At 63.0% G+C, this 25,192-nt stretch carries 26 protein-coding genes and 1 pseudogene; 6 read left to right on the top strand and 21 right to left on the bottom strand.

Annotated features, from left to right (window positions below):
• Positions 1-15: 15 nt before the first annotated feature.
• The 9 genes from F1609_RS03325 to pstS form a co-directional block, all read right to left on the bottom strand.
• A complete protein-coding gene (locus F1609_RS03325; protein WP_167074701.1) occupies positions 16-423 on the bottom strand; it encodes a GlcG/HbpS family heme-binding protein in 408 nt (135 codons plus the stop codon).
• A 77-nt stretch (positions 424-500) separates the two neighbouring features.
• Entirely contained in the window at positions 501-1,412 is a 912-nt protein-coding gene (locus tag F1609_RS03320) for a patatin-like phospholipase family protein (RefSeq protein ID WP_167074700.1), read from the bottom strand.
• Between the two features lie 88 nt (positions 1,413-1,500).
• The gene (gene phoR / locus F1609_RS03315) at positions 1,501-2,781 is read right to left on the bottom strand and encodes a phosphate regulon sensor histidine kinase PhoR (protein WP_167074698.1); all 1,281 of its coding nucleotides are present in this window, start codon (positions 2,779-2,781) and stop codon (positions 1,501-1,503) included.
• 177 nt (positions 2,782-2,958) lie between these two features.
• Positions 2,959-3,648 carry a response regulator gene (locus F1609_RS03310; RefSeq protein WP_167074695.1) on the bottom strand — a complete coding sequence of 230 codons (690 nt, stop codon included), beginning with the start codon at positions 3,646-3,648 and terminating at the stop codon, positions 2,959-2,961.
• Between the two features lie 5 nt (positions 3,649-3,653).
• Positions 3,654-4,361, bottom strand: coding sequence for a phosphate signaling complex protein PhoU (phoU, locus tag F1609_RS03305; protein ID WP_166870092.1), 708 nt, complete (start codon positions 4,359-4,361; stop codon positions 3,654-3,656).
• 31 nt (positions 4,362-4,392) lie between these two features.
• Positions 4,393-5,178 (bottom strand): phosphate ABC transporter ATP-binding protein PstB, encoded by a 786-nt coding sequence (pstB, locus tag F1609_RS03300; RefSeq protein WP_187362915.1) that lies wholly within the window; start codon positions 5,176-5,178, stop codon positions 4,393-4,395.
• Between the two features lie 25 nt (positions 5,179-5,203).
• On the bottom strand, positions 5,204-6,064 hold the full coding sequence (pstA, locus tag F1609_RS03295) for a phosphate ABC transporter permease PstA (RefSeq protein ID WP_167074692.1): 861 nt from the start codon (positions 6,062-6,064) through the stop codon (positions 5,204-5,206).
• Positions 6,061-7,050: a phosphate ABC transporter permease subunit PstC gene (gene pstC / locus F1609_RS03290; RefSeq protein WP_229421667.1), complete on the bottom strand. Its 990-nt coding sequence runs from the start codon at positions 7,048-7,050 to the stop codon at positions 6,061-6,063. The genes pstA and pstC overlap by 4 nt, the downstream gene beginning before the upstream one ends.
• Before the next feature lie 119 nt (positions 7,051-7,169).
• A complete protein-coding gene (gene pstS, locus F1609_RS03285; RefSeq protein WP_167074689.1) occupies positions 7,170-8,210 on the bottom strand; it encodes a phosphate ABC transporter substrate-binding protein PstS in 1,041 nt (346 codons plus the stop codon).
• A 241-nt stretch (positions 8,211-8,451) separates the two neighbouring features.
• Between pstS and ppk1 the strand changes: the two genes are divergently transcribed.
• From ppk1 to F1609_RS35005, 3 genes are all read left to right on the top strand, one after another.
• Entirely contained in the window at positions 8,452-10,557 is a 2,106-nt protein-coding gene (ppk1, locus tag F1609_RS03280; protein WP_167074687.1) for a polyphosphate kinase 1, read from the top strand.
• Positions 10,558-10,569: 12 nt separating this feature from the next.
• Positions 10,570-11,037, top strand: a complete 468-nt coding sequence (gene sixA, locus F1609_RS03275) for a phosphohistidine phosphatase SixA (protein WP_167074685.1) — start codon at positions 10,570-10,572, stop codon at positions 11,035-11,037.
• Between the two features lie 84 nt (positions 11,038-11,121).
• Positions 11,122-11,244 carry a hypothetical protein gene (locus F1609_RS35005; protein ID WP_267876767.1) on the top strand — a complete coding sequence of 41 codons (123 nt, stop codon included), beginning with the start codon at positions 11,122-11,124 and terminating at the stop codon, positions 11,242-11,244.
• A 135-nt stretch (positions 11,245-11,379) separates the two neighbouring features.
• On the opposite strand, the gene F1609_RS03270 is transcribed toward F1609_RS35005, so the two are convergent.
• Positions 11,380-12,498 carry a polyamine ABC transporter substrate-binding protein gene (locus F1609_RS03270; protein ID WP_229421623.1) on the bottom strand — a complete coding sequence of 373 codons (1,119 nt, stop codon included), beginning with the start codon at positions 12,496-12,498 and terminating at the stop codon, positions 11,380-11,382.
• 210 nt (positions 12,499-12,708) lie between these two features.
• On the opposite strand from F1609_RS03270, the gene F1609_RS03265 reads away from it, so the two are divergent.
• Complete coding sequence (locus F1609_RS03265) at positions 12,709-13,407, top strand: FadR/GntR family transcriptional regulator (protein ID WP_167074681.1); 699 nt, start codon at positions 12,709-12,711, stop codon at positions 13,405-13,407.
• Positions 13,400-13,903 carry a type II secretion system protein gene (locus F1609_RS03260; protein WP_167074679.1) on the top strand — a complete coding sequence of 168 codons (504 nt, stop codon included), beginning with the start codon at positions 13,400-13,402 and terminating at the stop codon, positions 13,901-13,903. The genes F1609_RS03265 and F1609_RS03260 overlap by 8 nt, the downstream gene beginning before the upstream one ends.
• A gap of 100 nt (positions 13,904-14,003) precedes the next feature.
• Here the strand turns inward: F1609_RS03260 and F1609_RS03255 are convergent, their stop codons facing one another.
• The 11 genes and pseudogenes from F1609_RS03255 to F1609_RS03210 all read right to left on the bottom strand — a co-directional run bounded on the left by F1609_RS03255 (position 14,004) and on the right by F1609_RS03210 (position 24,257).
• Positions 14,004-14,816, bottom strand: coding sequence for a pectate lyase (locus F1609_RS03255; RefSeq protein ID WP_167074677.1), 813 nt, complete (start codon positions 14,814-14,816; stop codon positions 14,004-14,006).
• A gap of 77 nt (positions 14,817-14,893) precedes the next feature.
• Positions 14,894-15,949, bottom strand: coding sequence for a pectate lyase family protein (locus F1609_RS03250; RefSeq protein WP_167074675.1), 1,056 nt, complete (start codon positions 15,947-15,949; stop codon positions 14,894-14,896).
• Positions 15,950-16,555: 606 nt separating this feature from the next.
• On the bottom strand, positions 16,556-16,939 hold the full coding sequence (locus tag F1609_RS03245) for a prepilin-type N-terminal cleavage/methylation domain-containing protein (RefSeq protein WP_167074673.1): 384 nt from the start codon (positions 16,937-16,939) through the stop codon (positions 16,556-16,558).
• Positions 16,914-17,387: a type II secretion system protein gene (locus F1609_RS03240; RefSeq protein ID WP_229421621.1), complete on the bottom strand. Its 474-nt coding sequence runs from the start codon at positions 17,385-17,387 to the stop codon at positions 16,914-16,916. The genes F1609_RS03245 and F1609_RS03240 overlap by 26 nt, the downstream gene beginning before the upstream one ends.
• Position 17,388: 1 nt before the next feature.
• Complete coding sequence (locus F1609_RS34420; RefSeq protein WP_229421619.1) at positions 17,389-19,263, bottom strand: secretin GspD/PilQ domain-containing protein; 1,875 nt, start codon at positions 19,261-19,263, stop codon at positions 17,389-17,391.
• Positions 19,260-19,739, bottom strand: a complete 480-nt coding sequence (locus F1609_RS03235; protein ID WP_167074669.1) for a hypothetical protein — start codon at positions 19,737-19,739, stop codon at positions 19,260-19,262. Before F1609_RS03235 ends, F1609_RS34420 begins: the two co-directional genes overlap by 4 nt.
• Entirely contained in the window at positions 19,739-20,248 is a 510-nt protein-coding gene (locus tag F1609_RS03230) for a type II secretion system protein GspM (RefSeq protein ID WP_167074667.1), read from the bottom strand. The genes F1609_RS03235 and F1609_RS03230 overlap by 1 nt, the downstream gene beginning before the upstream one ends.
• On the bottom strand, positions 20,245-20,814 hold the full coding sequence (locus tag F1609_RS03225; protein WP_167074665.1) for a hypothetical protein: 570 nt from the start codon (positions 20,812-20,814) through the stop codon (positions 20,245-20,247). The genes F1609_RS03230 and F1609_RS03225 overlap by 4 nt, the downstream gene beginning before the upstream one ends.
• Positions 20,811-21,467 carry a hypothetical protein gene (locus F1609_RS03220; protein WP_167074663.1) on the bottom strand — a complete coding sequence of 219 codons (657 nt, stop codon included), beginning with the start codon at positions 21,465-21,467 and terminating at the stop codon, positions 20,811-20,813. The genes F1609_RS03225 and F1609_RS03220 overlap by 4 nt, the downstream gene beginning before the upstream one ends.
• The gene (locus F1609_RS03215) at positions 21,448-23,124 is read right to left on the bottom strand and encodes a GspE/PulE family protein (protein WP_167074662.1); all 1,677 of its coding nucleotides are present in this window, start codon (positions 23,122-23,124) and stop codon (positions 21,448-21,450) included. Before F1609_RS03215 ends, F1609_RS03220 begins: the two co-directional genes overlap by 20 nt.
• Positions 23,121-24,257 (bottom strand): annotated as a pseudogene (locus tag F1609_RS03210) (type II secretion system F family protein). Before F1609_RS03210 ends, F1609_RS03215 begins: the two are co-directional and overlap by 4 nt.
• A gap of 360 nt (positions 24,258-24,617) precedes the next feature.
• Here F1609_RS03210 and F1609_RS03205 point away from each other — a divergent pair.
• Entirely contained in the window at positions 24,618-25,169 is a 552-nt protein-coding gene (locus F1609_RS03205; protein ID WP_167074660.1) for a CPCC family cysteine-rich protein, read from the top strand.
• The last annotated feature ends 23 nt before the right edge of the window (positions 25,170-25,192 follow it).

Here is a 25,192-nt window from a genome sequence, read left to right as displayed (position 1 = left end):
CGGCTGACGCCCGATTTATTGCGCCAGTGCGGCGATACCGGCCTTGGCGATCTGCGCATCCTGGTCCGATTTCACGCCCGACACGCCGACGGCGCCGATCACGTGACCGTCCACGATCACCGGCACGCCGCCCTCCAACATGCCTTCGACGAAGGGCACCGTCAGGAAGGCGGTGCGGCCGTTGTTGATGATGTCTTCATAGACCTTGCTCTCGCGCCGGCCCAACGCCGCCGTCTTGGCTTTCGATGGCGCGATGTGCGATGACAATGGCGCGGCGCCATCGAGGCGCTGCAGCGACAGCAGGTGGCCGCCATCGTCGCAGATGGCGATGGTCACCGCCCAGTTGTTGGCCACGGCTTCGGCGTGCGCGGCGGTGGCGATTTTCTGGACGTCGGCAAAGTTCAGGTACGGTTTCGATGGCATGTTGATATCCCAGTTGATTAATGCGGGCAATTTTACGGCAAGCACGCCGCCTGCCGATATTGGAATGGCTATAGCCTTTATGACTGCTGGCGCGCCTTGAGCTTGGCCTTGATCTGCGGCATGACCGCTGCGGCCGCCTGCTCGCCGGCCAGGATGGCGCGGTTGCGGCTGGCAAAATCATTGCTGCCCATCTTGGGCAGGGAGGGCGAGATGACGATGTCGGCATCCTTGAGCTCGTAGTGATTGAGGCGCTGGCCCATGATGGCGAAGGTCTGCATCAGCACTTCCAGCGAGCTGACGGCCGCCTGCGCGTCGGTCTGGCTCGAAATATTAACGGCGATAATGAAATCGGCGCCCATTTCACGCGCAAAGCGCACCGGCACCGGCGCCACCAGGCCGCCATCGACGTACGAGCGGTCGCCGATGCGCACCGGCTGGAACACGCTCGGCACGGACGAGGACGCGCGCACCGCCTGCCCCGTGTTGCCGCGCCTGAACAGGATCGGCTGGCCGTTGTTGAGGTCGGTCGCGACGGCGCCGAACGGAATCTTGAGCTTTTCGATCGGCAGGTTCTTGACGGCCTTGTTCACGTAATTCTGCAAGGCGTCGCCCTTGAGCACGCCCGACGACTTGCCGAACAGCGGCATGGCCCAGTCCGAGATTTCGGCCTCGTCCATTTCCATGGCAGTCTTTTGCAGGGCAAAGCCATCGTTGCCGGCGGCATACATGGCGCCGACCACGCTGCCGGCGCTGGTGCCGACCACGACATCGGCATAAATGCCCTGCGCTTCGAGCGCCTTGATCACGCCGATATGGGCGAAGCCACGCGCGGCGCCGCCACCCAGGGCCAGGCCGATGCGGATTTTCTTGGGAATAGCGGCGGCGGCCGGTTGCAGCACGGCGGCCGGCTTGGGGGCGGGAGGAGTGGTGGTGCCGCAGCCGGCGAGCAACACGGCGAGGGCGATCAGGGAACGGCGTTTGGTGAACATAATGGTCGTCAAAGAAGCGAAGACCACGATTGTACCTGCTCCCGGGAACCTGGAGCCGCCGTGAGGCAAGCTTGTTTCAACGCATTTCTTACGTCCCCGGCAGCGATGCAATGAAACTGCTGCCCTTGCCCGCTTCCGACTTGATGGTCAGGCTGCCGCCATGGCGCAGCAGCACGTGCTTGACGATCGCCAGGCCCAGCCCGGTGCCCTGGGTTTCGCGCGAGCGGCTCTTGTCGACCCGATAAAAACGTTCGGTCAGGCGCGCAATGTGCTTCTGGTCGATGCCAATGCCGGTATCGGTGGCCACGAACTGCGGTCCGTCCGGCCCCATCTGCCAGGCCAGGTGCACGGTGCCGCCCGGCGGCGTGTAGCGCACCGCGTTCGAGGCCAGGTTGCCGAAGGCGCTGCGCAACTCTTCCGCATTGCCCATGATGTTCGGCCCGTTCACGCTCGACGTGATCTGGTGCTTGCCGCCAGACAGCGCCCTCGCCTCCTGCACCACCTGTTCCATCAGCGCGGCAATATCGACCGATTCGCTGCGCAGCGGGTAATCCATCGATTCCAGGCGCGACAACGTCAGCATGTCTTCGATCAGGCGCTGCATGCGGTGGCCCTGCTCGGTCATCAGCTTCAGGTGCGACATGCGGGTGTCGGGGTCGAGGTTCATTTCGCTCGACGCGATTTCGAGAAAGCCCACGATCACCGTCAGCGGCGTGCGCAGCTCGTGCGAGGCGTTGGCGATGAAGTCGCGCCGCATTTCCTCGATACGCTGGGTTTCGGTGGCGTCGTGCGTGACCAGGATCTGGCGCCGGTTTTCGAACGGGATGATCTGGCAGATCAGCTTGCGGTCGCGGAAACTCAGGGTCAGCGGGTTTTCGTAGCGGCCGAGAATGATGTAGTCGATGAAATCCGGATGGCGGATCAGGTTGGTGACGCGCATGCCCTTGTCGCGCTCCAGGGTCAGGCCCAGGTGGCGTTCGGCGGCCGGGTTGCACCATTCGAGGAACAGCACGTCGTCCATGATGGCCACGCCGTCGGGCAGCAGGTGCATGGCCTGGCGGAAGCGGGCCAGCCATTCGGTCAATTCGGCCTGGTTGCGCTCGTCGTCGCGGCGCAGGCGGTACAGGCGCGAAAAGATATTGGTCCAGGAACCCCAGCCGTCGGGCAGTTTGCCGGAATGCGGGTCGTCCAGCCAGTTGCCCAGCTGGTGCAGGTAGGAAAGCTGGATGAACAGCAGGACGAAGACGGACAAAAAGGCGACGGCCAGGCCGTAGACTAGCCCGAACAGCCACCAGAACACGCCCGCGCCAAGCAGGATGAAACTCATGCGCAGCAGTGCGGGGATCCAGAACAGCAGTTTGGGGTTCATGTTGCGGGGGGTGTCCTTGTAAATCCAGGGTACAGCCCGTCGTTCCCGCGCAGGCGGGAATCCATAGCACCTACGCTCATCGATGGTGCTATGGATTCCCGCCTGCGCGGGAAAGACGGTTTTAAGGTTAGCAGTCGCGATTCCGATACGGTCACGCCACTGCCAAAATCAACAACATCACTTCTCGGACAGCATATACCCTACGCTGCGCACGGTCTTGATCAGCTTTTCCGATTCCTTAAGCGCCTTGCGCAGCCGGAGAACATGCACGTCGACCGTGCGTTCCTCGATCACCACATGGTCGCCCCACACTTTGTCGAGCAACTGGCTGCGCGAAAACACGCGCTCCGGATGCGCCAGCAAGAACTTCAGCAGCTTGAACTCGGCATGCCCCATGTCGATCTTCTGGCTGTCGATCGACACCGTGCAGCTGACCGGGTCCAGGGTCACCGGACCGGCGCTCATGACCTGCTGGTCATGCTCCGGACTCTTGCGGCGCAGCAGCGCCTTGGCGCGCGCCAGCAGTTCGCGCGGGGAAAATGGCTTGGTCACGTAATCGTCGGCGCCATTGTTGAGCCCCGCGATCTTGTCTTCCTCCATGCTCTTGGCCGTCAGCATGATCACCGGAATGTCCTGGAAGTTGCGGTCCGAACGCATGCGCGACAGCAGGCGCAGGCCCGTCTGGTCGGGCAACATCCAGTCCAGCAACATCAGATGCGGCGTACGCTGCTGCATGAATTCCCAGGCGTCGGCCACATTCTGCACCGAACACACATTCCAGCCCGCTTCGCGGAGGGAAAAAGTCACCAGTTCAACAATGGCCGGTTCGTCTTCTACGATTAATACAGTGGTTTTATCGGCTGCCATTGCTCTTACGGTACCGGTTGATCGGGAATCAAAAGGGCCGGCTTGCTATGCCGGATATCCTTGCCTTCGACGACGTAGATGACATATTCAGCGATGTTCTTGGCATGGTCGCCAATGCGCTCGATTGCCTTGGCCACCCACAGCGTGTCCAGCGCCGACGAAATCGTGCGCGGGTCTTCCATCATGAAGGTAATCAGGTTACGCATGATCGAGCGGAATTCATGGTCGATCACGGCATCCTGGGCGATCAGCTGCAAGGCTTGCTTGCCGTCCAGGCGCGCGAAGGCGTCCAGCGCATCGTGCAGCATGTCGGAAGTGGCGGTGGCGATGGTACGCACCATTTCGTAATGGTTCACGCCGACCGCGCCGCGTCCGTGCAGATTCTTGGAGGTGCGCGCAATCTTGGCCGCTTCGTCGCCGATACGCTCGAGGTCGGTAATCACCTTGATCGTCGCCATGACCGTGCGCAGGTCGTTGGCGGTCGGCTGGCGCCGCACGATCAGGTGGCTGCAGGCGTCGTCGAGCGCCACTTCCAGCTGGTTGACTTCGTCGTCTTCCGCGATCACGCGGTCGGCGCGTTCGAGGTTACCGATGCGAAAACAGGTCATGGCGTCGAGGAATTGGGTTTCGACAATGCCGCCCATCAACAACACCTTGGAGCGGATGGTTTCCAGTTCGTGATCGTACTGCTTGGATGAATGCTCGCCTATCATTGCTGCTCTCCGTAATTAATATTGTCGTGGCTCAGCCAAAGCGTCCGGTGATGTAATCCTGCGTCTCTTTGCGCGCGGGATTCATGAAGATCTGGTCGGTTTCGCCGAACTCGACCAGCTCGCCCAGGTACATATAGGCGGTGTAGTCCGAGCAACGCGCGGCTTGCTGCATATTGTGGGTCACGATGGTGATCGTGTAGTCTTGTTTCAGTTCGCTGATCAGTTCTTCCACTTTCGCGGTCGAGATCGGGTCCAGCGCCGAGGTTGGCTCATCGAGCAGCAACACGTCGGGCTTCACCGCCACGCCGCGCGCGATGCACAGGCGCTGCTGCTGGCCGCCCGAGAGCGACAGGCCGCTCTTGCTCAGCTTGTCCTTGACCTCGCCCCACAGCGCCGCTTTTTTGAGCGCCCATTCGACGCGCTCGTCCATCTCGCCCTTGGACAGGTCTTCGTACAGGCGCACGCCGAAGGCGATGTTGTCGTAGATCGACATCGGAAACGGCGTCGGCTTCTGGAACACCATGCCGACCTTGGCGCGCAGCATGTTCACGTCCTGGTCCGGATCGAGGATGTTCTTGCCGCGGTAGATCACCTGCCCTTCGGCGCGCTGGCCCGGATACAGGTCGTACATGCGGTTCAGGGTGCGCAGCAGGGTCGACTTGCCGCAGCCGGACGGGCCGATGAAGGCCGTGACCTGCTTTTCGTAAATGTTGAGGTTGACGTTGGTCAAACTCTGCGTCTTGCCATAAAAGAAGTTCAGGCCGGAAATCTCGATCGTCTTGTTCTTCGGCGTTACAGTAGGCATCGGTGTAGGCATAGGGCTCATGAGAGAAGTCGGTCGTTTATTTCGTGGTTTTCTGGCTGAACATGGTACGCGACAGGATGTTCAATAACAACACGCTGAAGGTCAGCAGCAAGGACGCGGCCCAGGCCAGGTTGACCCAGTTGTCCGCCGTGCTTTGCGCAAAGGTATTAATGACGACTGGCAAGTTGGCAATCGGTGCATTCATGTTGGAGCTGAAGAACTGGTTGTTCAGCGCCGTGTACAGCAGCGGCGCGGTTTCGCCGGTGATGCGCGCCACCGCCAGCAGCACGCCGGTGACCACGCCCGATTTGACGGCACGCAGGCGCACGGTGGTGGCCACTTTCCAGCGCGGGGCGCCGAGGGCGAACGCCGCTTCCAGCAGGTTTTGCGGCACCAGGCGCAGCATGTTGTCGGTGGTGCGCACCACGACCGGAATGGCGATGAGCGACAGCGCAATCGAGCCGGCATAGCCGGAATAGTGCCCGGCCACGTTCACATACAGCGTCCACACAAAAATGCCGAGCACGATCGACGGTGCCGACAGCATGATGTCGGTGACAAAGCGGGTGATCTGGGCGAAGCGGTTTTCTTCGCCGTATTCGGCCAGGTAGATGCCCGCCAGGATGCCCACCGGGGTGCTGATGAAGGTCGCCAGGCCCACGATCATGAGACTGCCGAGGATGGCGTTGCGCAAACCGCCGCCTTCGCTGTCGGGACCGGGCGTGTCGTTGATGAACAGGTCGAGCGAGATGCCGGCGAAGCCCTTGATCAGCAGGGTCGACAGGATCCACATCAGGAAGATCAGGCCGACCGACATGGCCAGCACCGACAGCGCAATGCCGATCCGGTGCTTCCAGAGGCGCTTGCGGTAAACCGGGTTTACAATCGTCTGGCTCATTTAACGCCTTCCTTGCGCGACATTCCGGCCAGCATCAGCTTGGCTGCGGACAATACGATAAAAGTAATGATGAACAGGATCAGCGCCAGCGCCAGCAGGGACGAGGTGTGCAGCGGCTGCTCGGCTTCGGCGAACTGGTTGGCCAGGATCGAGGCGATACTGTTACCGGCCGAGAAGATCGACCAGGACAGGTTGTTGGCGTTACCGATCACAAAAGTCACCGCCATGGTCTCGCCGAGCGCGCGGCCCAGGCCCAGCATGACGCCGCCGACCACGCCGGTCTTGGTGTAAGGCAGAACGATCTTGCGCACGACTTCCCACTTGGTGCAGCCGAGGCCGTACGCCGATTCTTTCAGCACGGCCGGGACGATTTCGAACACGTCGCGGATGACCGAGGCGATGAACGGGATGATCATGATGGCCAGCACCAGGCCGGCGGCCAGGATCGAAAAGCCCATCATCGGGCCGCTGAACAGCTGGCCGATGATCGGCAGCTGGCCGAGCGTGGCTTTCAGGAAAGGCTGGACATACTCTGAAAACAGCGGCACCAGCACGAAGGCGCCCCACATGCCGTAAATGATCGAAGGAATGCCCGCCAGCAGTTCGACGGCGGTGCCCAGTGGGCGGCGCAGCCAGACCGGGCAGATTTCAGTAAGGAACAGTGCAATGCCAAAGCTGACCGGAAACGCGATCAGCAAGGCGATAATCGAGGTGGCCAGGGTGCCCACGATGGGGATCAGTGCCCCGAATTTCTGGTTGCCCGGATCCCATTCGGCGCTGGCGATGAAGCCGAGCCCGAATTCCCTGAATGCCGGCGCCGCGCCGATGATCAGCGAGACGATGATGCCGACCAGGACCAGCAGGACCGATGCCGCGAACAGCAAGGTCACTTTGTGAAAGAAAAAATCCTGCATGCGCTGCTTGCGCATGGTGGAAAGCAGTGCGGCGTGCTCGAGGTCAAGCGTTGCGCTCTTGCGTCCGGCCATTGCGATAGTTGGGTTTGCGCTCATTGATTGACTTCGCTGTCCACATGATGTTCATAGCTGCTAAATAGGCAGGCGGGCCGCACACGCGTCCCTGCCCGCCCGTGGGTATGACCGGAGAGTTACCAGATGGCCTTGCCGGCAGCATCTTTCAGATTGGCTTTCCAGGAGTCACCGACCAGCTTGGTGACGCTGTCCGGCAGCGGCACGTAGTCCAGTTCGACGGCGGCGGCGTCGCCATTCTTGAACGACCAGTCGAAGAACTTGATGACTTCCTTGCCTTTGGCGGCATCAGCCTGGCTCTTGTGCATCAGGATGTACGACACGCCGGTGATCGGCCAGCTGTTCTTGCCTGGCTGGTCGGTCAGCACCACGCCGAAACCTGGCGCCTTGACCCAGTCGGCCGACGCGGCGGCTGCCTTGAAGTTTTCGTCGTCAGGCTGCAGGAACACGCCATCCTTGTTCTTGAGCTGGGTGTGTGCGATCTTGTTTTTCTTGGCGAACGCCCACTCGACGTAGCCAACCGCACCTTTAACCCGCTGTACGGTCGAAGCAACACCGTCGTTGCCCTTGCCGCCCACGCCAACCGCCCATTTCACCGATGCATCGGCACCGACTTTGGTCTTGAATTCCGGCGATACTTTCGACAGGTAGTCGGTGAACAGGAAGGTGGTGCCCGAGCCGTCTGCGCGGTGCACGACGGTGATGTCGTCGGCCGGCAGCTTGACGCCTGGGTTCAGGGCGGCGATTTCAGGGGCATTCCACTTGGTGATCTTGCCCAGGTAGATGTCGGCGATGACCGGACCGGTCAGCTTCATCGCGCCAGGAGCGATACCTTCCAGGTTGACGATGGTGACCACGCCGCCCATGATGGCCGGGAACTGCATCAGGCCTGCCGCGTCGAGTTCTTCAACGCCGAGCGGTTTGTCGGACGCGCCGAAGTCGACGGTTTTTGCTTTGATCTGTTTGATGCCGGCACCGGAGCCGACCGATTGATAGTTCATGCCATTGCCGGTTGCCTTCTTGTACGACTCCGCCCATTTAGCATACACAGGGTAAGGAAAGGTCGCACCCGCGCCGGTCATGTCCGCAGCCATGGAGTTTGCTGCCGCCAGGGCGCCAACGCCAACAATGATGGAAGCCAACAACTGTTTCATTCGCATATCAAGTCCTTGTGGGTTATACAACGTGGAATGCTGCGCAGTCTACCGCCCAAATATGACACGTTTATGACATGACGGAAATCCTTGTAAGAATCCGTTTTCTCCCTGCATGATACGCTTGTCGTTCGCCTGTGTGCTTACAGTCGATGTCACACAATCCGGGCGTGTGTCACCGACTTGTCATATATATTTATTACACTGGCGGCGTTTACTATTATCTATCTGACTAGTTAAAGCCCTAATGAAAACTGCATCGAGCACGGATCCGACGCGCGCCAACATCTTCCTGGACCGGGAGCTGTCGCAATTGACGTTTAACCGCCGTGTGCTGGCCCAGGCTGAAGATACTTCCCTGCCCCTGCTGGAACGGCTGCGCTACCTTTGTATTGTCAGTAACAACCTGGACGAATTCTTCGAAGTGCGCGTGGCCAGCCTGCTGGCCCAGGGCAACCTGGCGGAAAATCCGGCGCTGGCCGCCAATCTGGCCCGCATCAGTAATGAATGTCACAATCTGGTCAAGGACCAGTACGCGGTACTCAATACCGAAGTGCTGCCGGAACTGAAGAAAAAAGGCGTGCACCTGGTGCGCCACACCGACCGCAACGAGGCGCAGCGCGCCTGGGTCAAGGACTATTTCGAGCGCGAAGTGCGTCCCCTGCTCACCCCGATCGGGCTCGATCCGGCCCATCCGTTTCCGCAGGTGGTTAACAAGAGCCTCAATTTCATCATCTCGCTGACCGGCAAGGACGCTTTCGGACGCGGCACCGGGATTGCCATCGTCAAGGCGCCGCGCGTGCTGCCGCGCGTAATCCGCATCCCCGACGAACTGTCGACCAATGGCGGCATGTCGTTCTGCCTGCTGTCCTCGATCATCCACTCGCATATAGAAGACTTGTTCACCGGGCGCGAAGTGATTGCCTATTCCCAGTTCCGGGTCACGCGCGACAGCGACCTGTGGGTCGACGAGGAAGAAGTCAAGAACCTGCGCCAGGCGCTCAAGGGCGAGTTGCAGGGCCGCCAGTTCGGCACCTCGGTGCGGCTGGAAGTGGCCAAGAATTGCGCGCCGGAACTATCGGAATTCTTGCTGGAACAGTTCGGGCTCGACAAGAGCCGCCTGTACGCGGTCGACGGTCCGGTTAACCTGGTGCGCCTGGCCGAGCTGATCGACCATGTCAAGCAGCCGAGCCTGCGCTTCGAGCCGTTTGTACCGGGCATGCCGCAAAAGACCGCGCACCACGATATTTTCGAGCAGCTGAAAAAGCACGACATCTTGCTGCACCACCCGTTCCAGTCATTCCAGACCGTGGTCGACTTCATCCAGGTGGCCGCGCACGATCCGTCGGTGGTCGCCATCAAGCAGACCATTTACCGCACCGGCATGCACTCGGACCTGATGGAAGCGCTGATGGCCGCCGCCCGCGCCGGCAAGGAAGTCACGGTCATCCTGGAGCTGATGGCGCGCTTCGACGAAGAAGCCAACATCAACTGGGCCGACAAGCTGGAACAGGCCGGGGCCCAGGTGGTGTACGGCGTGGTCGGCCTGAAAACCCACGCCAAGGTGGCGCTGGTGATCCGGCGCGAGGATGCCGACGCCGAGGGCAACCCGGGCGGGCTGCGTTTCTACGCCCACCTCGGCACCGGCAACTACCACCTGACCACCACCCGCCTGTACACCGACTTCGGCCTGTTGACCGCGCACCCCGAGATGGCGCAGGAAGTGAACGAAGTGTTCATCCACCTGACCAGCCTGACCAAGCCGCACAAGCTGACCCATTTGTGGCTGGCGCCGTTCGCGCTGCAGAGCGAAATCATCAAGGCGATCCGCAACGAGGCCAAGATCGCCCGTGCCGGCCGGCCGGGCCGCATCATCGTCAAGATCAACGCGCTGGTGGACGAATCGGTGATCCGCGCGCTGTACGCGGCCTCGCACGACGGCGTGAAGATCGACCTGATCGTGCGCGGCGCCTGCACCCTGAAACCTGGCGTGCCGGGGCTGTCCGAAAACATCAAGGTGCGTTCGATCATCGGGCGCTTTCTGGAGCACAGCCGGATTTACTACTTCCGCAACGACCTGGCGCACGATGTGTACCTGGCCAGCGCCGACTGGATGAGCCGCAACCTGTTCCGCCGCATCGAAGTGGCGTTCCCGATCCTGGACAAGGCGCTGAAACGGCGCGTGATCACGGAAGGATTGAACCCCTACCTGAAAGACAACTCGAACGCATGGGAGCTCGACCCGGGCGGGCATTACCAGCGCCGCAAGGTGCGCGGCAAGCAGGTGGAGTTTTCGGCGCAGCGGCATCTGATGGACTTGTTGGGCACGCACCCGGTCGATACTGGAGAGTGACAGGAGAACGGCATGGATCTGATTTTATGGCGGCACGCCGAAGCGCACGACGCCGACCCGGGCCAGGACGACATGGAGCGCGCGCTCACGCCCAAGGGCCAGAAGCAGGCGCGCCGCATGGCCGACTGGCTCACCTCGCAGCTGCCCGACAGCACCCGCATCCTGGTCAGCCCGGCGCTGCGCACCTTGCAGACGGTCGAACCGCTCAAGCGCAAGTTCAAGATCGTGCATGAGCTGGCGCCGGGCGCCGATCCGGAAGATATATTAATGGCGGCCAACTGGCCGAACGGGCGCGAGCCGGTGCTGGTGGTCGGGCACCAGCCGACCCTGGGCCAGGTGGCCGCGCTGCTGCTGTCGGGGCATCCGCAGGACTGGCAGATCAAGAAGGCCAATGCCTGGTGGCTGGTGCAGCGCGAGGCGCTCGATCCGTACAGCCTGTATTTGAAAGGCGTGATGGCGCCCGACCTGATTGTTAAATAAGTCGCGCGCCGGCCTTGAATTGTGGCATCCACCTGCTAAAGTTTAGGTGTATCAACTAAGGGAGACATCGCTCAACGGCGATTCATGATCATGTTCAGCATGCTCGTCATTGCCATGTTTGGAGGCATGGTTGGCCTGGTGCTGTATGAACTGGTGGAAGAGGTTCACGGCAGCAAGCTCGACCTGCAAGATCGCTATCACGAATAGCACCGGGCCTGATACAGGCCGATAAAAAAAGCGGCAAGGCCCAATGGGCGCTTGCCGCTTTTGCGCTGGTGCCGGCAGCGTCGCACCGATACCGTCGCTCCCGCGCCAAGGCGGCCCTCGGCGGGGGCGATGAAGTTACCGTCCGGTCTTGAACTTGGTGAAGGTGCGCGTCATCACCCGGCGAATATCCTGCGGCACCGCTTCCGGCGGAATCATCTTCTTCAAATCCTCGTCCCCCAGGAACACGCTCTTGTTCTCCGCCACATCCTTGCGCACGAACTTCATGCCGGCCTTGTTCGGATTGGCAAAGAACACCTTATTGGTCAGGCTGGCCTGCACTTCGGGACGCAGAATATAGTTAATCCACAGGTGGGCATTGTTCGGATGCGGCGCGTCGGCCGGAATGGCCATGGTGTCGAACACCAGCGGCGCGCCGTTTTTCGGCACCAGGGCCTCGATCTTGACGCCCTTTTTCGCATCGATGGCGCGCTGGCGGGCGATATTGATGTCCCCGGCCCAGCCGAACACCACGCAAATGGCGCCGTTGGCCATGTCGTTGATATACCCGGAAGAACTGAACAGGGTCACGCTCGGGCGCACCGCCTGCAGCATGGTGCCCGCCGCCGCGTAATCGGCCGCGTTCTTCGAGTAGGCTGGCTTACCCATGTAATGCAGCGCCGCCGGGAACACCTCGGACGGCGAATCGAGGAACGACACGCCGCACGACTTGAGCTTGGACGTGTAGACGGGATTGAAAATCAGTTCCCACACATTGGCCGGCATCGGCGTCGTGCCCAGCGCGGCCTTGACCTTGTCGACATTGATGCCGACCGTGGTGTAACCCCACATCCAGTCCACCAGATGTTCATTGTTCGGGTCCAGGGTGGCCAGCTTGGCCTGGATGCCCGGATCGAGGTTGGCCAGGTTCGGCAGCCTGGATTTATCGAGTTTGCGCAGCAGCCTGGCGTCGATCTGCTGGCGTGCCCACGGCGCGGTCGGCACCACGATGTCGTAGCCCGATTTACCGGCCACCAGCTTGGCGTTCAGGACTTCGTTACTGTCGAAGACATCGTAGCGCACCGTGATGCCGGTCTCTTTGGTGAAGTTCTTGATCGTGTCGTCGGCGATGTAGTCGGACCAGTTATAGATGTTGAGGACTTTTTCCTCGCTCTGCTGGGCCTGGGCCGGAACGCCCGACCACAGAACCGCCGCCAGCGCGGCCAGACCCAGGCCGAGCCGTCGTTTCGCGTGCATGTGCCGATTGACTGCCACCATTGATGCCTCCGAATATAGATGTAAGCAAGATTAAGCCCCGCGCGGGGTGCGTCTCCGGAATGATCCGGCATTGCGGCCCGGTTGGCAAGCGCCGCCGCGCTGCCGCCTTGCACGGGAGCGCATAGCTATCTACAATTGGTCCTCTTGCGGTATCCTTTCCACTTTCCCCTTCCCGGACAGCTCCACACGATGAAAACAACCCCTGCGGCGCCAGACGCGAGCACGCCGGAACCACGCATGTACCGGGTGGTGGCCGACAGTATCGTGCAATTGATCGCCGCCGAAAACATGCAGCCCGGCCAGCGCCTGCCGGCCGAGCGCGAGCTGTCGGCGCGCCTGGGCGTGAGCCGCGCCTCGCTGCGTGAAGCGCTGATCGCCCTGGAGCTGGGCGGCGTGGTCGAGGTGCGCAGCGGCTCGGGCGTGTACGTCAGCGCGCAGGCGTCCCAAGCAAGCCCGGCCCCCGAGGTCGGCCCCGGCCCGTTCGAGGTGCTGGCCGCGCGCCGCATGATCGAAACCGAGGTGGCCGGGCTGGCGGCCAAAAATGCCACCGATTCGGCCATCGACGCCATCCTCACCGCCGTACTGGAGATGGAACGCGACCACGAAGACCGCGCCAGCAACGAGCAGGCCGACCGCAATTTTCACCTGGCGCTGGCGCGCGCCACCGGCAACACGGCGCTGGTGGGCGCCATCGACTACCTGTGGAACCAGCGCGGCACGCTGTGGCACAAACTCAAGGAACACTTCCAGACCGAGGAACTGCGCAAGCAGACCTTGATCGACCACCGCAATATCCTGGCGGCGATCGCCGCGCACGACGTCGCCGGCGCGCGCCAGGCCATGCGCGCCCACCTCGAACGCGTAACGCGCACCTTCTCCCGTGCGTAAGCGCAGCGCCGCCGGCTTTACCTACGTGGGGCTGATGGTCTTGATCGCCGTGATCGGCGTGGCCACCGCCGCCACCGTCTCGGTGGGCGACCTGGCGCGCCGGCGCGACGCCGAAACCGAGCTTCTGTTCGTCGGCAAGCAGTACATTCGCGCGTTTCTCGAATACGAACTTAATACGCCGGAGGGCCATGCCAGCCATGCCCCGGCGCGCCTGGAAGACCTGCTGCAGGACCCGCGCCAGCCGGGCATGAAGCGCTACCTGCGCCAGCTTTATCCCGACCCGATCACCGGCAAGGCCGACTGGCAGCTGGTGCGCGCGCCTGGCGGTGGCGTGATGGGCGTACGCAGCGCCTCGTGCGCGCAGACCATCCGGCGCAGCTTCACCGACGGCGACTTCGTTTATCTGGATGGGCAAAAGCGCTACTGCGACTGGCAGTTTGCGTATGTGATGGCGTGCGGCGGCAACTGCAAGGACACCCTGCGCCCCGAGGACTGAGCGGCCGAACGAAAAAAAAACCACGCGGCCAGGGATCGCCTGTTCGCGTGGTCAAACCGGCTACATAGGCCGTCTTCTCACCTGAAACCTGTTCAGCGCATTATTTAAAAACGCATGCACGCGCGATGTTGCCGGCGTTGGTGTCCTTTTTCGGCTCATTGCCTTTCGAGGTACCGATGAAGGTGGCGCAACGCGCCGACGCCTTGTTCGACACGAAGTCGCTCATGGTCGCCACGTCGTAGGCCTTGGCCAGCGCCGGCAGTTTCGAGCCATCGAAGCTGCTGTTCACGCCCACGCCGGCACTGACGTTATAGATCGTCACGCCGCTGATGGTGACGGTGCGTGCCGACTGGCTCGAGCAATTGCCGCACGAACGATACAGCTTGCCGCCTTCTTCCGCGTAGAAGTTGGTGATGACGATCTTGCTGTTGGCGCCGTTATTCTGGAACATTTTGTCGGCCGCTTTGTACGCTGCGCCGCCGGTGACGGTCATGGTGCCGGCGCCTTTGAGGGTGGCGGCATCTTCGCCCACATCGCCCCAGTACACATTCTCGATCTTGCAGTTGCCGGCGCAATGGACGCCATCGGCGCCGCCGGCGGTCAGGTTGCGGCCGGTACCCTTGGCCGGATCGCCCAGCACCACGTTCTTGAGGGTGGCTCCCACGCCGAGGTTGAAGTGAGGGATCTGGCTTTCGGTCTGGCTGCCGTCCATCTTCTTGGTGTTACCGACCAGGCAAACCATCTTGCCGTATTTGACCAAGCCATCGAAAGTGGTATTGGCGGGGACCTCGGTGGTGCTGGTGACCAGCACCTTGGTGCACGATGGGATGGCGCGCTTGCCCGGGGCGGCCGCTGCGCTGGTGGCGATGCACAATCCGATGACGGCGAAAAGAAGGGCGTTGAAGCGTTTCATGATGACTCCTGTTGGATGAATTGAGTGACCACCCCCTTGCGGGGATGGCACGAGCGACAGCGACATGCGCGCTGAAATTACTGGGCCAGGCTGGTGCGCGCGCCGGCCGTGGCGATGGCCTTGGCTTTCACGCCAGCCGCAGCGGCGGCGGTGTAGTTGTAGCCGGTCGGGCCGTAGGCTTTGCTGGTCTTCCAGTCGGTGGCGTTGGCGTAGGTGCCGCTGTCCGGGGCGCCCCAGGTGATGCCGCCGCCGACGAAGTTGTCGCGCAGGTCCCAGTAACCAAGCTTGGTGCTGTCGCGCGAGGTGACAGGGTTCCTGACGTTCTCGAAGTAGTTCGCTTCGACCAGGGCCAGCGCGCCCATGCGCACGTTGATGCCCGAGGTATCGACGTTGCCGAAGTAGTTGTTGAAGAGATGAGCTTTACCGTAACGCAGCAGCGGCAGGCGCGACTTCACGTTCTCGAAGCGGTTGTTGTGGTAGGTGGTCAGCGAGCCGGCATTGAGCGTGTCTTTGTCACTGAATCCATTCAATGCCACTTTCTGGTAGTTGTACACGTAGTTGTACGACACCGTGATGTGGTTGGCGCCCTTCTTCATGTCGATGCCGCCGTCAAACGAGGCATCGCCCGCGCCAGGGCACGATTTGATCGAGGCGAAGATGGTGTTGTGGTCGACCCAGATCTTGCTTGGCTTGCCGCTCGAAGTGCCTTCGATCGAGATCGAATCGGCGTCTTCCCCGCCCTGCAGCAGGCCGATGGTCATGTTCTGCACGATCACATTGCTCGAATCGCCGACGATACGGATGCCGAAGTTGGCCGACGAATCGGCCGAGCCGCGAATCGTGATGTCGCTCTTGTTCTTGATTTCCAGCGTTTGCGCCGGTTTTTTCCACTGCGCGCAGACATCCTTGACGCTGGCGAAGTCGAACTTGCCGGTGTAGTTCAGCACCAGGCCGCCACTGCCCGAATACGCCTTGATCCTCGCCGCCATGTCGGCCAGCGTAGCTACATTGACTGCGGCCTTGCTGCCGCCGCCGGTGGTGGCGGCGCCATAGCCGATCGGCCCGGCCATGGCCTGGGTGCTTGCCAGAATGGCTGCGGCAGCCAGTGTCAGTTTCAAAGTCGATGCTTTCATGCGGGTTACTCCGTAAATATTGGTAGTTTTCGAGCCGCCAGCGTTACCCGGGAAAATCCCTTGCCAGCGATGTGGACCAAACGGAGCGCCGCTTTGTTGCCGTGTTACAAACGCAGAATTCATGCATCTGTGCGCTCTGCGGGTCGGCCATCATGCAAATAAATCAACGTTCGCCAGGTCTGCTGCGAGAATGCACGGTCTCGTGTTGTCTTGTAAATATCATGTTAAATGATCAAACGCATTATTAAGATACCAATTGTCGCCAATCGATCTGGCCGCCAGTCGGTTTGAATGTGCGATTGTCACAACCAACATCATTATTTCTCATTCAACGTCTTTTTATATGCATTCAATTCATGTCAACGTCGCCATGACACCGTTTTCAACGCAATCCGGGCATTACCGGGAAAATTTCAAGACCGTTAAGACCTCATGCTAATTAAAAATGTAAAATACAAGCTCAAAAAACAACGTTTGGCCTGACCAAAATCACATATTGATCGGCAAATTAGCAAATTTGGTCAGTCCAAAAATTGAGAATTGGGGATTTTATATGAGCAAATCGCTAATTCGGCCTGACCAAATCAGTACTATCGCCGCTGTGCATCAGAGCCGGCTGAAGGGCATGCCGTCGCGCGCGGTGCCGCTGGCGCCGCTGTAGAGGTTGTAGACCCCGGCACCGTTGTCCGGTGCGACGAGAATCCAGGTCGACGTACTTTCGGTCATCGGATCGAGCGGCAGGGAGCGCAGGTATTTGCGTTCGACCAGCTCGCCGAGCGACTGTGGATAGCGCCCATTGTCGCCATAGAATTTGTCGATCACGTCGCGGGTGATGTGCAGGTTCTCCTTGAGGACCGTCTCCTTCGACTGGTCGATACTGCCGAAGAAACGCGGCGCGGCGATCGTCAGCAGCAGCGCCAGGATCGCCAGCACCACCAGCAGTTCGATCAGCGTGAAACCGCGCTTACCAGCGCCGGTATGCAATGCCATTGAGGCCTACCTGTTCAGAATTGGAGTGCACGTCGTAGACATCCTCGCCCGGCGCTGGATCGGCCGGGTCGCTCTGGTAGGAGCGCAGGTTCCAGGTCTGCTCCGCCGGCAGGGCCGGATCGGTGTTGAACGGATCGCGTGGCAATGCGCGCAGGAAGAACACCTTGCGCGCCCTGGCGCTGCGCTGGTCCGGCACGCCGTTCACCAGCGCCAGCAGGTTGGTCGGATAGCCACTGCCATCGAGCACGCTGGCGATGCGGCCCTCACCCGCCGCACGCTTGTATTCGTCGAGCGCGGTGCGGATGTCGCGCAGGGCCATGCGCAGCTCCTGCTCCTTCTGGCGCTGCACCGCTACCTGCGCCAGCGGCAAGGCGATGGTCGACAGCAGCGCCACGATGGCCAGTGTCACCATCAGCTCGATGAGCGTGAATCCGCGCAAGCGCCGCATGTCAGCCGCCGCTCCGCTCGGACAGTGGCGCGCTGGCCGGCTGCGGGGCTGGCAGCGGTGGCGCCGACTCCTGTGGCGCGGTATGCTGCGGCTGGCCGGGCTGGCCCGCCTGCCCACGCAAGCTGGAATCGGTCCCCGCATCGAACTCCACCTCGCCGCCGGCGCCGCGCGCCTGGTTGCGCAGCACGCGCGGCGTGATCGACAGGACGATCTCGGTCTTGGTGCGCTCGCTGCCCTTGCTGCCGAACAGGCGGTCGAGCATCGGCAGCTCGCCCAGGCCGGGAATGGCGTTCGATGAACGCTTGTCGTTCTCGCTGATCAGCCCCGCCAGCACCTGGTTTTCGCCGTCGCGCAGGCGCAGCACGGTACTGGCGTTGCGCGTGCCGATCCGGTAGCCGTAGGGCTGGTCGTTACTGTCGAAGATCGTGCCGAGGATGCTGCTCACTTCCAGGCTGAGTTTGATCGACACTTCATCGTCCATGTACACCACAGGCTCGGCTTCGAGTTTGAGGCCCACGTCGAGGTAATTGACCGATTGCGAGGTCACGCCGGTCGAAGTGACATTGGCCGACACGCTCGGCACCCGCTCGCCCACCCGGATCAGCGCCTTTTCGCGACTCTTGATGCGGATGCGCGGATTGGCCAGCACGCTGACGTTATCGTGGTTGACCGACGCAGACAGGCGCATCGGGTCGACGCTGGCCAGCAGGCCCTTGGAATGGAGGTTCTTCAGGTCGCCCAGGGTAAACGGGCTGGTGGCCAGGGTGCCGTCATACAGCACGGTGGATGCGCCGAGCGGCGTCAGGCTCACGTTGCCCGGCCACTTCACACCCAGCGATTCGAGGTCGCTGCGCTGCACTTCCAGGATCTCCACTTCCAGCATGACTTCCGGTTCGGCCACGTCGTGCAGCGCCACCAGCTTGGCCGCCATGAGGATGGTTTCGGGCGTATCGCGCAGCACCAGCATGTTGAGCTTTTCGTCGACCACCAGGTCGCGCGTCTTGAGCAGGGTGCGCAGGCTGTTGGCCACGGTTTTCGCTTCGGCGTTAGCGATGCGGAAGCTGCGGATCGTCAGCTTCTGGTAGTCGCGCTGCTTGGCGGCGTCGTTCGGATACAGCAGCACGGTGCGCTCGTCGACGATGCGCTGTTCCATCTGCACGCTCATGAGCAGATTGCGCAGCGCCTGCTCGATGGTCGTGTCCTGCAGGTTGAGGGTGACGCGCAGGTCGGCCGGCACGTCCTTGTCGAGCGTGAAGCTGATGCCCGAGGTACGCGACATCGATTCGAGCACGGCGCGCAGCGGCGCATCCTGGAAGCGCAGGCTCAGTCGCTTCTGGAATGCCCTGCCCAGCACTGCGCCGCCGGGCGCCGCAGCGGCTTGATCTTGCAGCGCCTGCTGCATTTTCATTGCGCGCGCGTTCTTCGGATACCTGGCCAGCAGGGCGCGCACCGCTTCGCGGGCTTCATCGCGCTTGCCGGCAGCAAGCAACTGCTCGACGCCGGCCAGCGCCTGCGCCTGCGACTGCGCCGCAGCCAGGTTGCGCATGCCGATCATGGCCTGGTCGACGGCGCCGAGTGCGGCGGCGCGGCGATACCCCTCCTGCGCCACATCCCAGGCGCCGCGCGCCACATCCTGCGCGGCCTGGGCCAGCACCTGGTTGGTCAGCGCGATGCGCGTGTTGGCCAGCAGGACGCGCGCTTCGATGTGGCCTGGCGTGGCTGCCAGCATTTGCTCCAGGCGCGCCATGCCCTCTTCCAGCTTGCCGGCGTCGAGCAGGACGCGGATGTCGGGCGGGGTGGGCTGCGGACCGGCCGCGCATGCGGCCAGCACCGCCAGGCTGCATGCCAGCGCCAGGTTGCCTGCTATTTTTTTCATTCTTCTGTCCCGAAACTGATCCGGTGTTCCTTGCCGGTTTGTTGATCCTGAATGTGCACCGATTCCTGGCGCAGGGCCAGCACGCGATAGCGCTTTTCGAACACGCTACCGGCGCGCGCCAGCAGCACGGCGTCGTTGCGCAGCAAGTAGGCTTCGCGCACGCCGTCTTCCACCTTGAACCCGAGCAGCACGAACGGCGCCTGCGGCTTGTCGCTGGCGTCCGGGTCATCCGTCCTGGCCGGGGCTTCCTGCTGCGCCGCTGGCGCCGCGCCACCGGCGAACAAATCGGGCACCGGGCTGGCCGGATCGACCGCGCGGGGCGGCACCGGCACAGGGGCCGTTGCGGTTTGCCTTGCTTGTGGACGACGTGGGCGTTCGGCCACGCCCACCACCTCCGGCTCCGGCGCACTGTCGAACAGCATGAGCAGGCCGACGCCCAGCAGCACCGCCAGCATGATTTTCAGACGGGCCGGCATCAGGGCGCTTCCGGCGTAAACCAGACCGAAAACAGCAGCCGCGCTTCGACACCGGCGCCGACCGGGGCGCGGTGAATGCCGACGTCGTCGAGCGACAGGCCGGGAATGGCCTGCGCCGCGCGCAGGAAGCGGCGCACCTGCGGATAGGTGCCGGTGGCGGGCATCTGCACTTGCCAGCGGCCGACGCGCCCCGCTTCCTGGCGCCGGTAGTCGGCCTGCGCGATGGTCAGCCCGTGCTCCGCCGCCAGCGCGAACAGGCGCTGCACCGCCGCATCGGCGCGCGCCGCCGGCGGGAGAGCGCTGTGCGGCACACGCGTTTGCACGCTCGCCGGCGCGCGCGCACTGGCCTGTACAGCCAGGGAGTCGCGCAAGGCGGCTTCCTGCGATGGCAGCCACCAGCCCCATGCCAGCAGTGCGCACAGCAGCAAGGCCGCGCCGGGCAGTATCCACAAACCGTGGCGCACGGCCAGCACGTCGAGGCGCCAGCGCAGCGCGTTCCATTGCATCATGGGGCGCTCCGGGTATCGCTATCGGGCAGCCGGTACGGGGCAGCGAGCTGCGCTTCGTAATGGAAGTTGATGCCGCCTTCGGCCGCCGCTTCGTGGCGCATCAGGCTCAGACGCGCAAACACCGGGCTGCCTTTCAGGGACCGCAGGTACTCCTGCAGTCCTGCCACATCATCCATGTTGGCCTGGACCTTGACCACGCCGCGCGCCAGATCGGGCTCGAACGATTGCAGGCGCGCCTGCGGTACGCGCTCGAAAGCGCCAAAGATCTCTTCCCAGGGCTGCGCGCGCTGCAGCATGGCTTGGCGCAGCAGTTGCGCCTCTTCGGCCAGCGGTTGCGCGCGGCTACGTTCGGCGCGCTCCCGCTGCTCGCTCGCGGCCAGGCGCGCGGCCTGCGCCGCCCTCGCCTCTTGCAGCTCGTGCTGCACGCGTACGCCGCGCCCGGAGGCCAGGCCGCCCAGCAGTATGGCGAGCAAGGCGAATGCCACCGCCAATTGGGTGCCGCGCATGCGCCAGTCCCAGCGCCATACGCTGCGCCGGTTGGCAAAATCGATCATCACCGGCTTCATGCGGCCGCCTCCAGATGGGTCCAGCCAGCCGGCGCGGCGGGGCCGGACCAGAAGCGCGCAGCCGGCAAGCCCACGCCGAGACGCGCCAGTTCGAGCGCCAGCAAACCGTCGACATCGCTGCCGGGCTGCTGGCGTACCAGTTGCAGGCGCGCCTTGTGCCAGAGCAGCAGGTTGACCACGCCGTCGGCCGCCGCGCACCACACGCCGTCAAGCGGCAGCGCGGCGCAGTGGCGGTTCCAGTCGTCCAGCAGCGCCGGCAGCAGGCGCGCCAGCGACAAGCCGGCCAGGGCCTGGCGCAGGCTGCGCGGAATCGCGCATGCCAGCATTGGCGCGCCGGCCTGCCAGTCGGCTTGCACCAGCCAGTCGGCCGGTGGCTGGCCGTACAGGGTCTCGAAGCGGGCGTCGAGCAGCAGGCGGCAGTCGCGCAGGCCGGCAATCCCGGACGGCGCTTCGAGCAAGAAGATGCGGCTCCAGCAATCGGCCACGCGCACCGACAGGCGCGCACGCGCCGGCACGGCCTGCGCCAGTTCGCTGCCCAGCGCGGCCCAGTCGCCGCCCGCCGCCTTGAGCGTGGTGCGCTGCGCGCCGCGCCGCAGCACGATGCTGTGGGCGCCGATATCGACGCCGATGTTTTCAGCCTGCCAGCGTGACACGTCTGACCTCCTCCAGCGTGGTTTCTCCGGTGGCCACCAGCGCCAGCGCGTCGTCGAACAGGCTGCGCATGCCGGCGGCGCGGGCCAGCTCCTTGATCTGGCGCAGCGGGCGGCGTTCGATCACCAGTTCGGCCAGCGCGTCGTCGAGAATCAGGATTTCGGCCACGGCGCGCCGGCCCTTGTAGCCGGTGCCACGGCACTCGCCGCAGCCTACGCCGCGCCGGAAGTTGTAGTGCGAAACGGCGGCGCGCGCCAGGCTGCTGCGCACCAGTTCCTCGTCGTCCGGTGTGTAGGGGGCGCTGCACTGGCGGCACGACAGGCGCACCAGGCGCTGCGCGATCACGCCGTTCAGGGCCGAGACGAACGAATACGGGTCGATGCCCATATGGGCAAAGCGGCCGAACACGTCGAACACATTGTTGGCGTGGACGGTCGAGAGCACCAGGTGACCGGTCAGCGCCGACTGTACCGCGATTTCGCCGGTTTCCTTGTCGCGGATTTCGCCGACCATGATGATGTCCGGGTCGTGCCGCAGGATCGAGCGCAGGCCGCGCGCGAACGACAGGCCTTTCTTGTCGTTGACTGGAATTTGCAGGATGCCGGGCAGCTGGTACTCGACCGGGTCTTCGATGGTGATGATTTTTTCGTGGCCGCTGTTGATTTCGGTGATGGCGCCATACAGGGTGGTGGTCTTGCCCGAACCGGTCGGCCCGGTCACCAACACCATGCCGTACGGTTCCGACACCAGGCGCCGCATGGTAGCCAGATGATCGGACGCGAAGCCGGACGAATCGAGCGTGAGCGTGCCGTGGGCGCTGATCATCGACTGCTTGTCGAGAATGCGGATGACGGCGTCTTCGCCATGCACGCTCGGCATGATCGACACGCGCAGGTCGATTTCGCGCCCCTGCATCTCGACCCGGAAGCTGCCGTCCTGCGGCACGCGGCGCTCGGCGATATCGAGTTCGGCCAGCACCTTGATGCGCGAAATGGCCTGCTCCGCCAGCGCGCCGCCGGCCACCTGCGCGGCCTGGTCAAGCACGCCGTCGATGCGGTATTTGGTGAGCATGCCGCCGGGCGTGCTTTCGAAGTGGATGTCCGATACTCCCGATTTGAGCGCATCGTACAAGGTGGCGTTGACCAGCTTGACGGCCGGACTGCCGGCGTCGCCCAGCGAAGCGTAGGAAAGGCTTTCCATCAGGCGGGCGGAGTCGCCCTCGCCCGCTTCGCCGGTAACGAGCGCGTCGACCGAGCGCACCGACTCCTCCTGCTTGGACAGGTAGGCCTGCAGGTCGGCCGGCAGCGCCAGGCGCCAGCGCACCGGGGCGGCGGCCAGGGTTTCGACCCACACCTGCAGGTCTTGCGCATAGGGATCGCACAGCACCGCCCACAAGCCGTCGGGGGCGCGCAGCAGCACGCACTGGCGCTGCTGCGCGCGCGCCAGCGGCAAGCGCTCAAAGGCCGGGGTGCAGGCCAGCATGGCCGCCATGTCGATCGCGGGCAGGCGGAATACGTCGGCTGCCTGCGCCAGCAGCAGGCGCGGCTCGGACCCGGTCAGCGCTTCGAGTTCGGTAAAAAAGGCGCGTCCCGACTGGCGCGCGTTGCGCTGCGCCGCGCGCAGGGATTCCATCATGGGCGCCATCTCCAGCGGGTTCATTGCAAGGTCCCGGCGAGGTCGAAGATCGGCATGTACAGCAGCACCACGATGGCGCCGATGACGACGCCGATGGCCGCCATCAGCACCGGCTCGAAGGTCTTGCTGAATTTTTCAATCCAGAGCGTGGTTTCGGCGTCGTAGAACAGCGCGGCGCGGGTGAGCATCAGCCCCAGTTAGCCGGAGCGCTCGCCCACGCGCAGCATGCGCAGCGCGATCGGCGTGGTCAATCCATTCTGTTCGAGCGACCCGGAAAAGCTGCCGCCCTGCGCGATGGCGTGGCGCGCCGCCGCCAGTGCGCCACGGCGTGCCGGCGAAATGGCGCCGCTGACCATGTCGAGCGCGGAGACCACGGCGATACCGCCTTCGAGCAGCATGCCGAGGGTGAGGTACAGGCGCGCCAGCTCCAGGATATGCATGCGTTCGCGCACGCCCGGCAGGCGCGTAAACAGCTGCATCAGCTGGCCGGAGCGGTGCATGCGGCGCAGCCAGAAGAACAGCGCCGCGCCGATGCCGGCCATCGCCAGCATGATCGCCGTGCCATGATCGGCGACGGCGCCGCCCCATTTGATCAGCCATTGCGACAGCATCGGCAGTTCGCGCCCACTGCCCTGGTAGACGGCGGAGAACTTGGGCACCACGTACCCGAGCAGGAACATGCTGACCGCGCTGCCGACCGTGAGCAGGATCACCGGGTAGATCGAGGCGCTGACCAGGCGATTGCGCACGCCATCGACACGCACTTGGTATTCGATGTAGCGCGTGAGCGCCTGCGGCAGGTCGCTGGTGCGCTCGGCCGCCTTGACGATGCCGCCGAACAGGGGCGGAAACGATGCCGGTTCGGCCGCAATCGCCACCGAAAAGCGCAGTCCGTCGCGCATGCGCGCCAGCAGGCGGGCCAGCAGCGCCCCGGTGTCGGTGTGGGATTCTTTTTCGCTGAGCGCTTCCAGGCTTTCGACCAGGCCGAGGCCCGCTTCGAGCAGGGCCAGCAGCTCCTGGGTGAACAGCACGAGAGAAAAGGTCTTGCCGCGGCGCTGGGCGCTCACTGCGACCGGCCGCACTTCCAGCACGGTCAGGCGGCGTTCGACGGCGGCGCGCGATGCGGCGACGGCATCGTTGGCGTCCAGTTCCAGCATCTGGACCCGGTTGTCGGGTCCCACGGCACGAATCGCGAAGCGCACGGGCGGATCAGCGCGCGCCGCTGGCGACGAGGCCGCGCAACTGCCGGCGTGGAAATGGATTCATACTGCCCCTGCTTTCAAAAACATCTGGTCGAACGCATTGTGGTTTGCCACTGTAGAAATGTGCACGCCCACTTGCATATCATCGGTCCGGCCACTTAAACATCGGCCTGACCAATTCGCATTCTACTACTGTTGATGTCATTTGGATATGTGACTTTAAAGACACGAGTTTCGCAATTATTCATTGCAAAGACGTCCATTTTTGTGTCAGCCATGGCCGGTAGCCTGGCTCTGGCTGGGTTAAGATGCTTCATGAACAGAAAAGAAGCAATCAGCCTGCTGGCCCGGCGCGACCTTGGGACACTTTCTTTGGAGAAGCGCGAGAGCCTGTTGCTCGATTGGTGGTCTATCGATCCCGATGATCCTCAATACGCCAGCCTGCCCGATCCCTTGCGGCGGATGCTTGCTCATTCCGATCAGCCAGACGATCCCACCAGCGCGCTCTACAACCCTCTTTTGCAACTTGCGCTGGAATACTCCTACATCGGTGTCGTCAACAACTATCTGTCGACGCAGCTCGCACTTCCTGGCAAGGAAGTGACGGTCGAGGGCGATGTCGGCGACATGGAAGTTTGTCCGTGTTGCCGTTACCGCAGTTTGGAAACGGGCGCGTCATACGACATTTGCGGCGTGTGCTTCTGGGAAGATGACGGTACGACGGAGTTACATCGCCATAGCGGGCCGAATCACCAGACGCTGAGCGATGCGCAACGCAATTTCCGGCACCTCGGCGCCGTTACCGAGGCGAGCCGGCAATACGTTCTTGCCGACGGTAAAAACCGATATGCATTGATGATCCCTTAACCGGGCCACGGCGCCCGGCAGGG

Origin of the sequence: Massilia aquatica (assembly GCF_011682045.1) — a bacterium.
Classification (GTDB): domain Bacteria; phylum Pseudomonadota; class Gammaproteobacteria; order Burkholderiales; family Burkholderiaceae_D; genus Telluria_A; species Telluria_A aquatica.
Note: the sequence above shows the minus strand (reverse complement) of the source record. Positions and strands in the feature narration are given on the sequence as shown.

Bases quoted from the DNA above. Each gene is read 5' to 3' on its own strand.
- F1609_RS03245 (WP_167074673.1), bottom strand. From the start codon at position 16,939: ATGGCATTGCATACCGGCGCTGGTAAGCGCGGTTTCACGCTGATCGAA.
- F1609_RS03265 (WP_167074681.1), top strand. From the start codon at position 12,709: ATGAAAACAACCCCTGCGGCGCCAGACGCGAGCACGCCGGAACCACGC.
- F1609_RS03270 (WP_229421623.1), bottom strand. From the start codon at position 12,498: ATGCACGCGAAACGACGGCTCGGCCTGGGTCTGGCCGCGCTGGCGGCG.
- pstC (WP_229421667.1), bottom strand. From the start codon at position 7,050: ATGGCCGGACGCAAGAGCGCAACGCTTGACCTCGAGCACGCCGCACTG.
- phoR (WP_167074698.1), bottom strand. From the start codon at position 2,781: ATGAACCCCAAACTGCTGTTCTGGATCCCCGCACTGCTGCGCATGAGT.
- F1609_RS03225 (WP_167074665.1), bottom strand. From the start codon at position 20,814: ATGAAGCCGGTGATGATCGATTTTGCCAACCGGCGCAGCGTATGGCGC.
- F1609_RS03325 (WP_167074701.1), bottom strand. From the start codon at position 423: ATGCCATCGAAACCGTACCTGAACTTTGCCGACGTCCAGAAAATCGCC.
- F1609_RS03310 (WP_167074695.1), bottom strand. From the start codon at position 3,648: ATGGCAGCCGATAAAACCACTGTATTAATCGTAGAAGACGAACCGGCC.
- pstA (WP_167074692.1), bottom strand. From the start codon at position 6,064: ATGAGCCAGACGATTGTAAACCCGGTTTACCGCAAGCGCCTCTGGAAG.
- F1609_RS03235 (WP_167074669.1), bottom strand. From the start codon at position 19,739: ATGCCGGCCCGTCTGAAAATCATGCTGGCGGTGCTGCTGGGCGTCGGC.
- F1609_RS03205 (WP_167074660.1), top strand. From the start codon at position 24,618: ATGAACAGAAAAGAAGCAATCAGCCTGCTGGCCCGGCGCGACCTTGGG.
- pstS (WP_167074689.1), bottom strand. From the start codon at position 8,210: ATGCGAATGAAACAGTTGTTGGCTTCCATCATTGTTGGCGTTGGCGCC.
- F1609_RS03250 (WP_167074675.1), bottom strand. From the start codon at position 15,949: ATGAAAGCATCGACTTTGAAACTGACACTGGCTGCCGCAGCCATTCTG.
- phoU (WP_166870092.1), bottom strand. From the start codon at position 4,361: ATGATAGGCGAGCATTCATCCAAGCAGTACGATCACGAACTGGAAACC.
- F1609_RS03255 (WP_167074677.1), bottom strand. From the start codon at position 14,816: ATGAAACGCTTCAACGCCCTTCTTTTCGCCGTCATCGGATTGTGCATC.
- F1609_RS03215 (WP_167074662.1), bottom strand. From the start codon at position 23,124: ATGAACCCGCTGGAGATGGCGCCCATGATGGAATCCCTGCGCGCGGCG.
- ppk1 (WP_167074687.1), top strand. From the start codon at position 8,452: ATGAAAACTGCATCGAGCACGGATCCGACGCGCGCCAACATCTTCCTG.
- F1609_RS03240 (WP_229421621.1), bottom strand. From the start codon at position 17,387: ATGCGGCGCTTGCGCGGATTCACGCTCATCGAGCTGATGGTGACACTG.
- F1609_RS03320 (WP_167074700.1), bottom strand. From the start codon at position 1,412: ATGTTCACCAAACGCCGTTCCCTGATCGCCCTCGCCGTGTTGCTCGCC.
- pstB (WP_187362915.1), bottom strand. From the start codon at position 5,178: ATGCCTACACCGATGCCTACTGTAACGCCGAAGAACAAGACGATCGAG.
- F1609_RS03230 (WP_167074667.1), bottom strand. From the start codon at position 20,248: ATGATGCAATGGAACGCGCTGCGCTGGCGCCTCGACGTGCTGGCCGTG.
- F1609_RS35005 (WP_267876767.1), top strand. From the start codon at position 11,122: ATGATCATGTTCAGCATGCTCGTCATTGCCATGTTTGGAGGCATGGTT.
- F1609_RS34420 (WP_229421619.1), bottom strand. From the start codon at position 19,263: ATGAAAAAAATAGCAGGCAACCTGGCGCTGGCATGCAGCCTGGCGGTG.
- sixA (WP_167074685.1), top strand. From the start codon at position 10,570: ATGGATCTGATTTTATGGCGGCACGCCGAAGCGCACGACGCCGACCCG.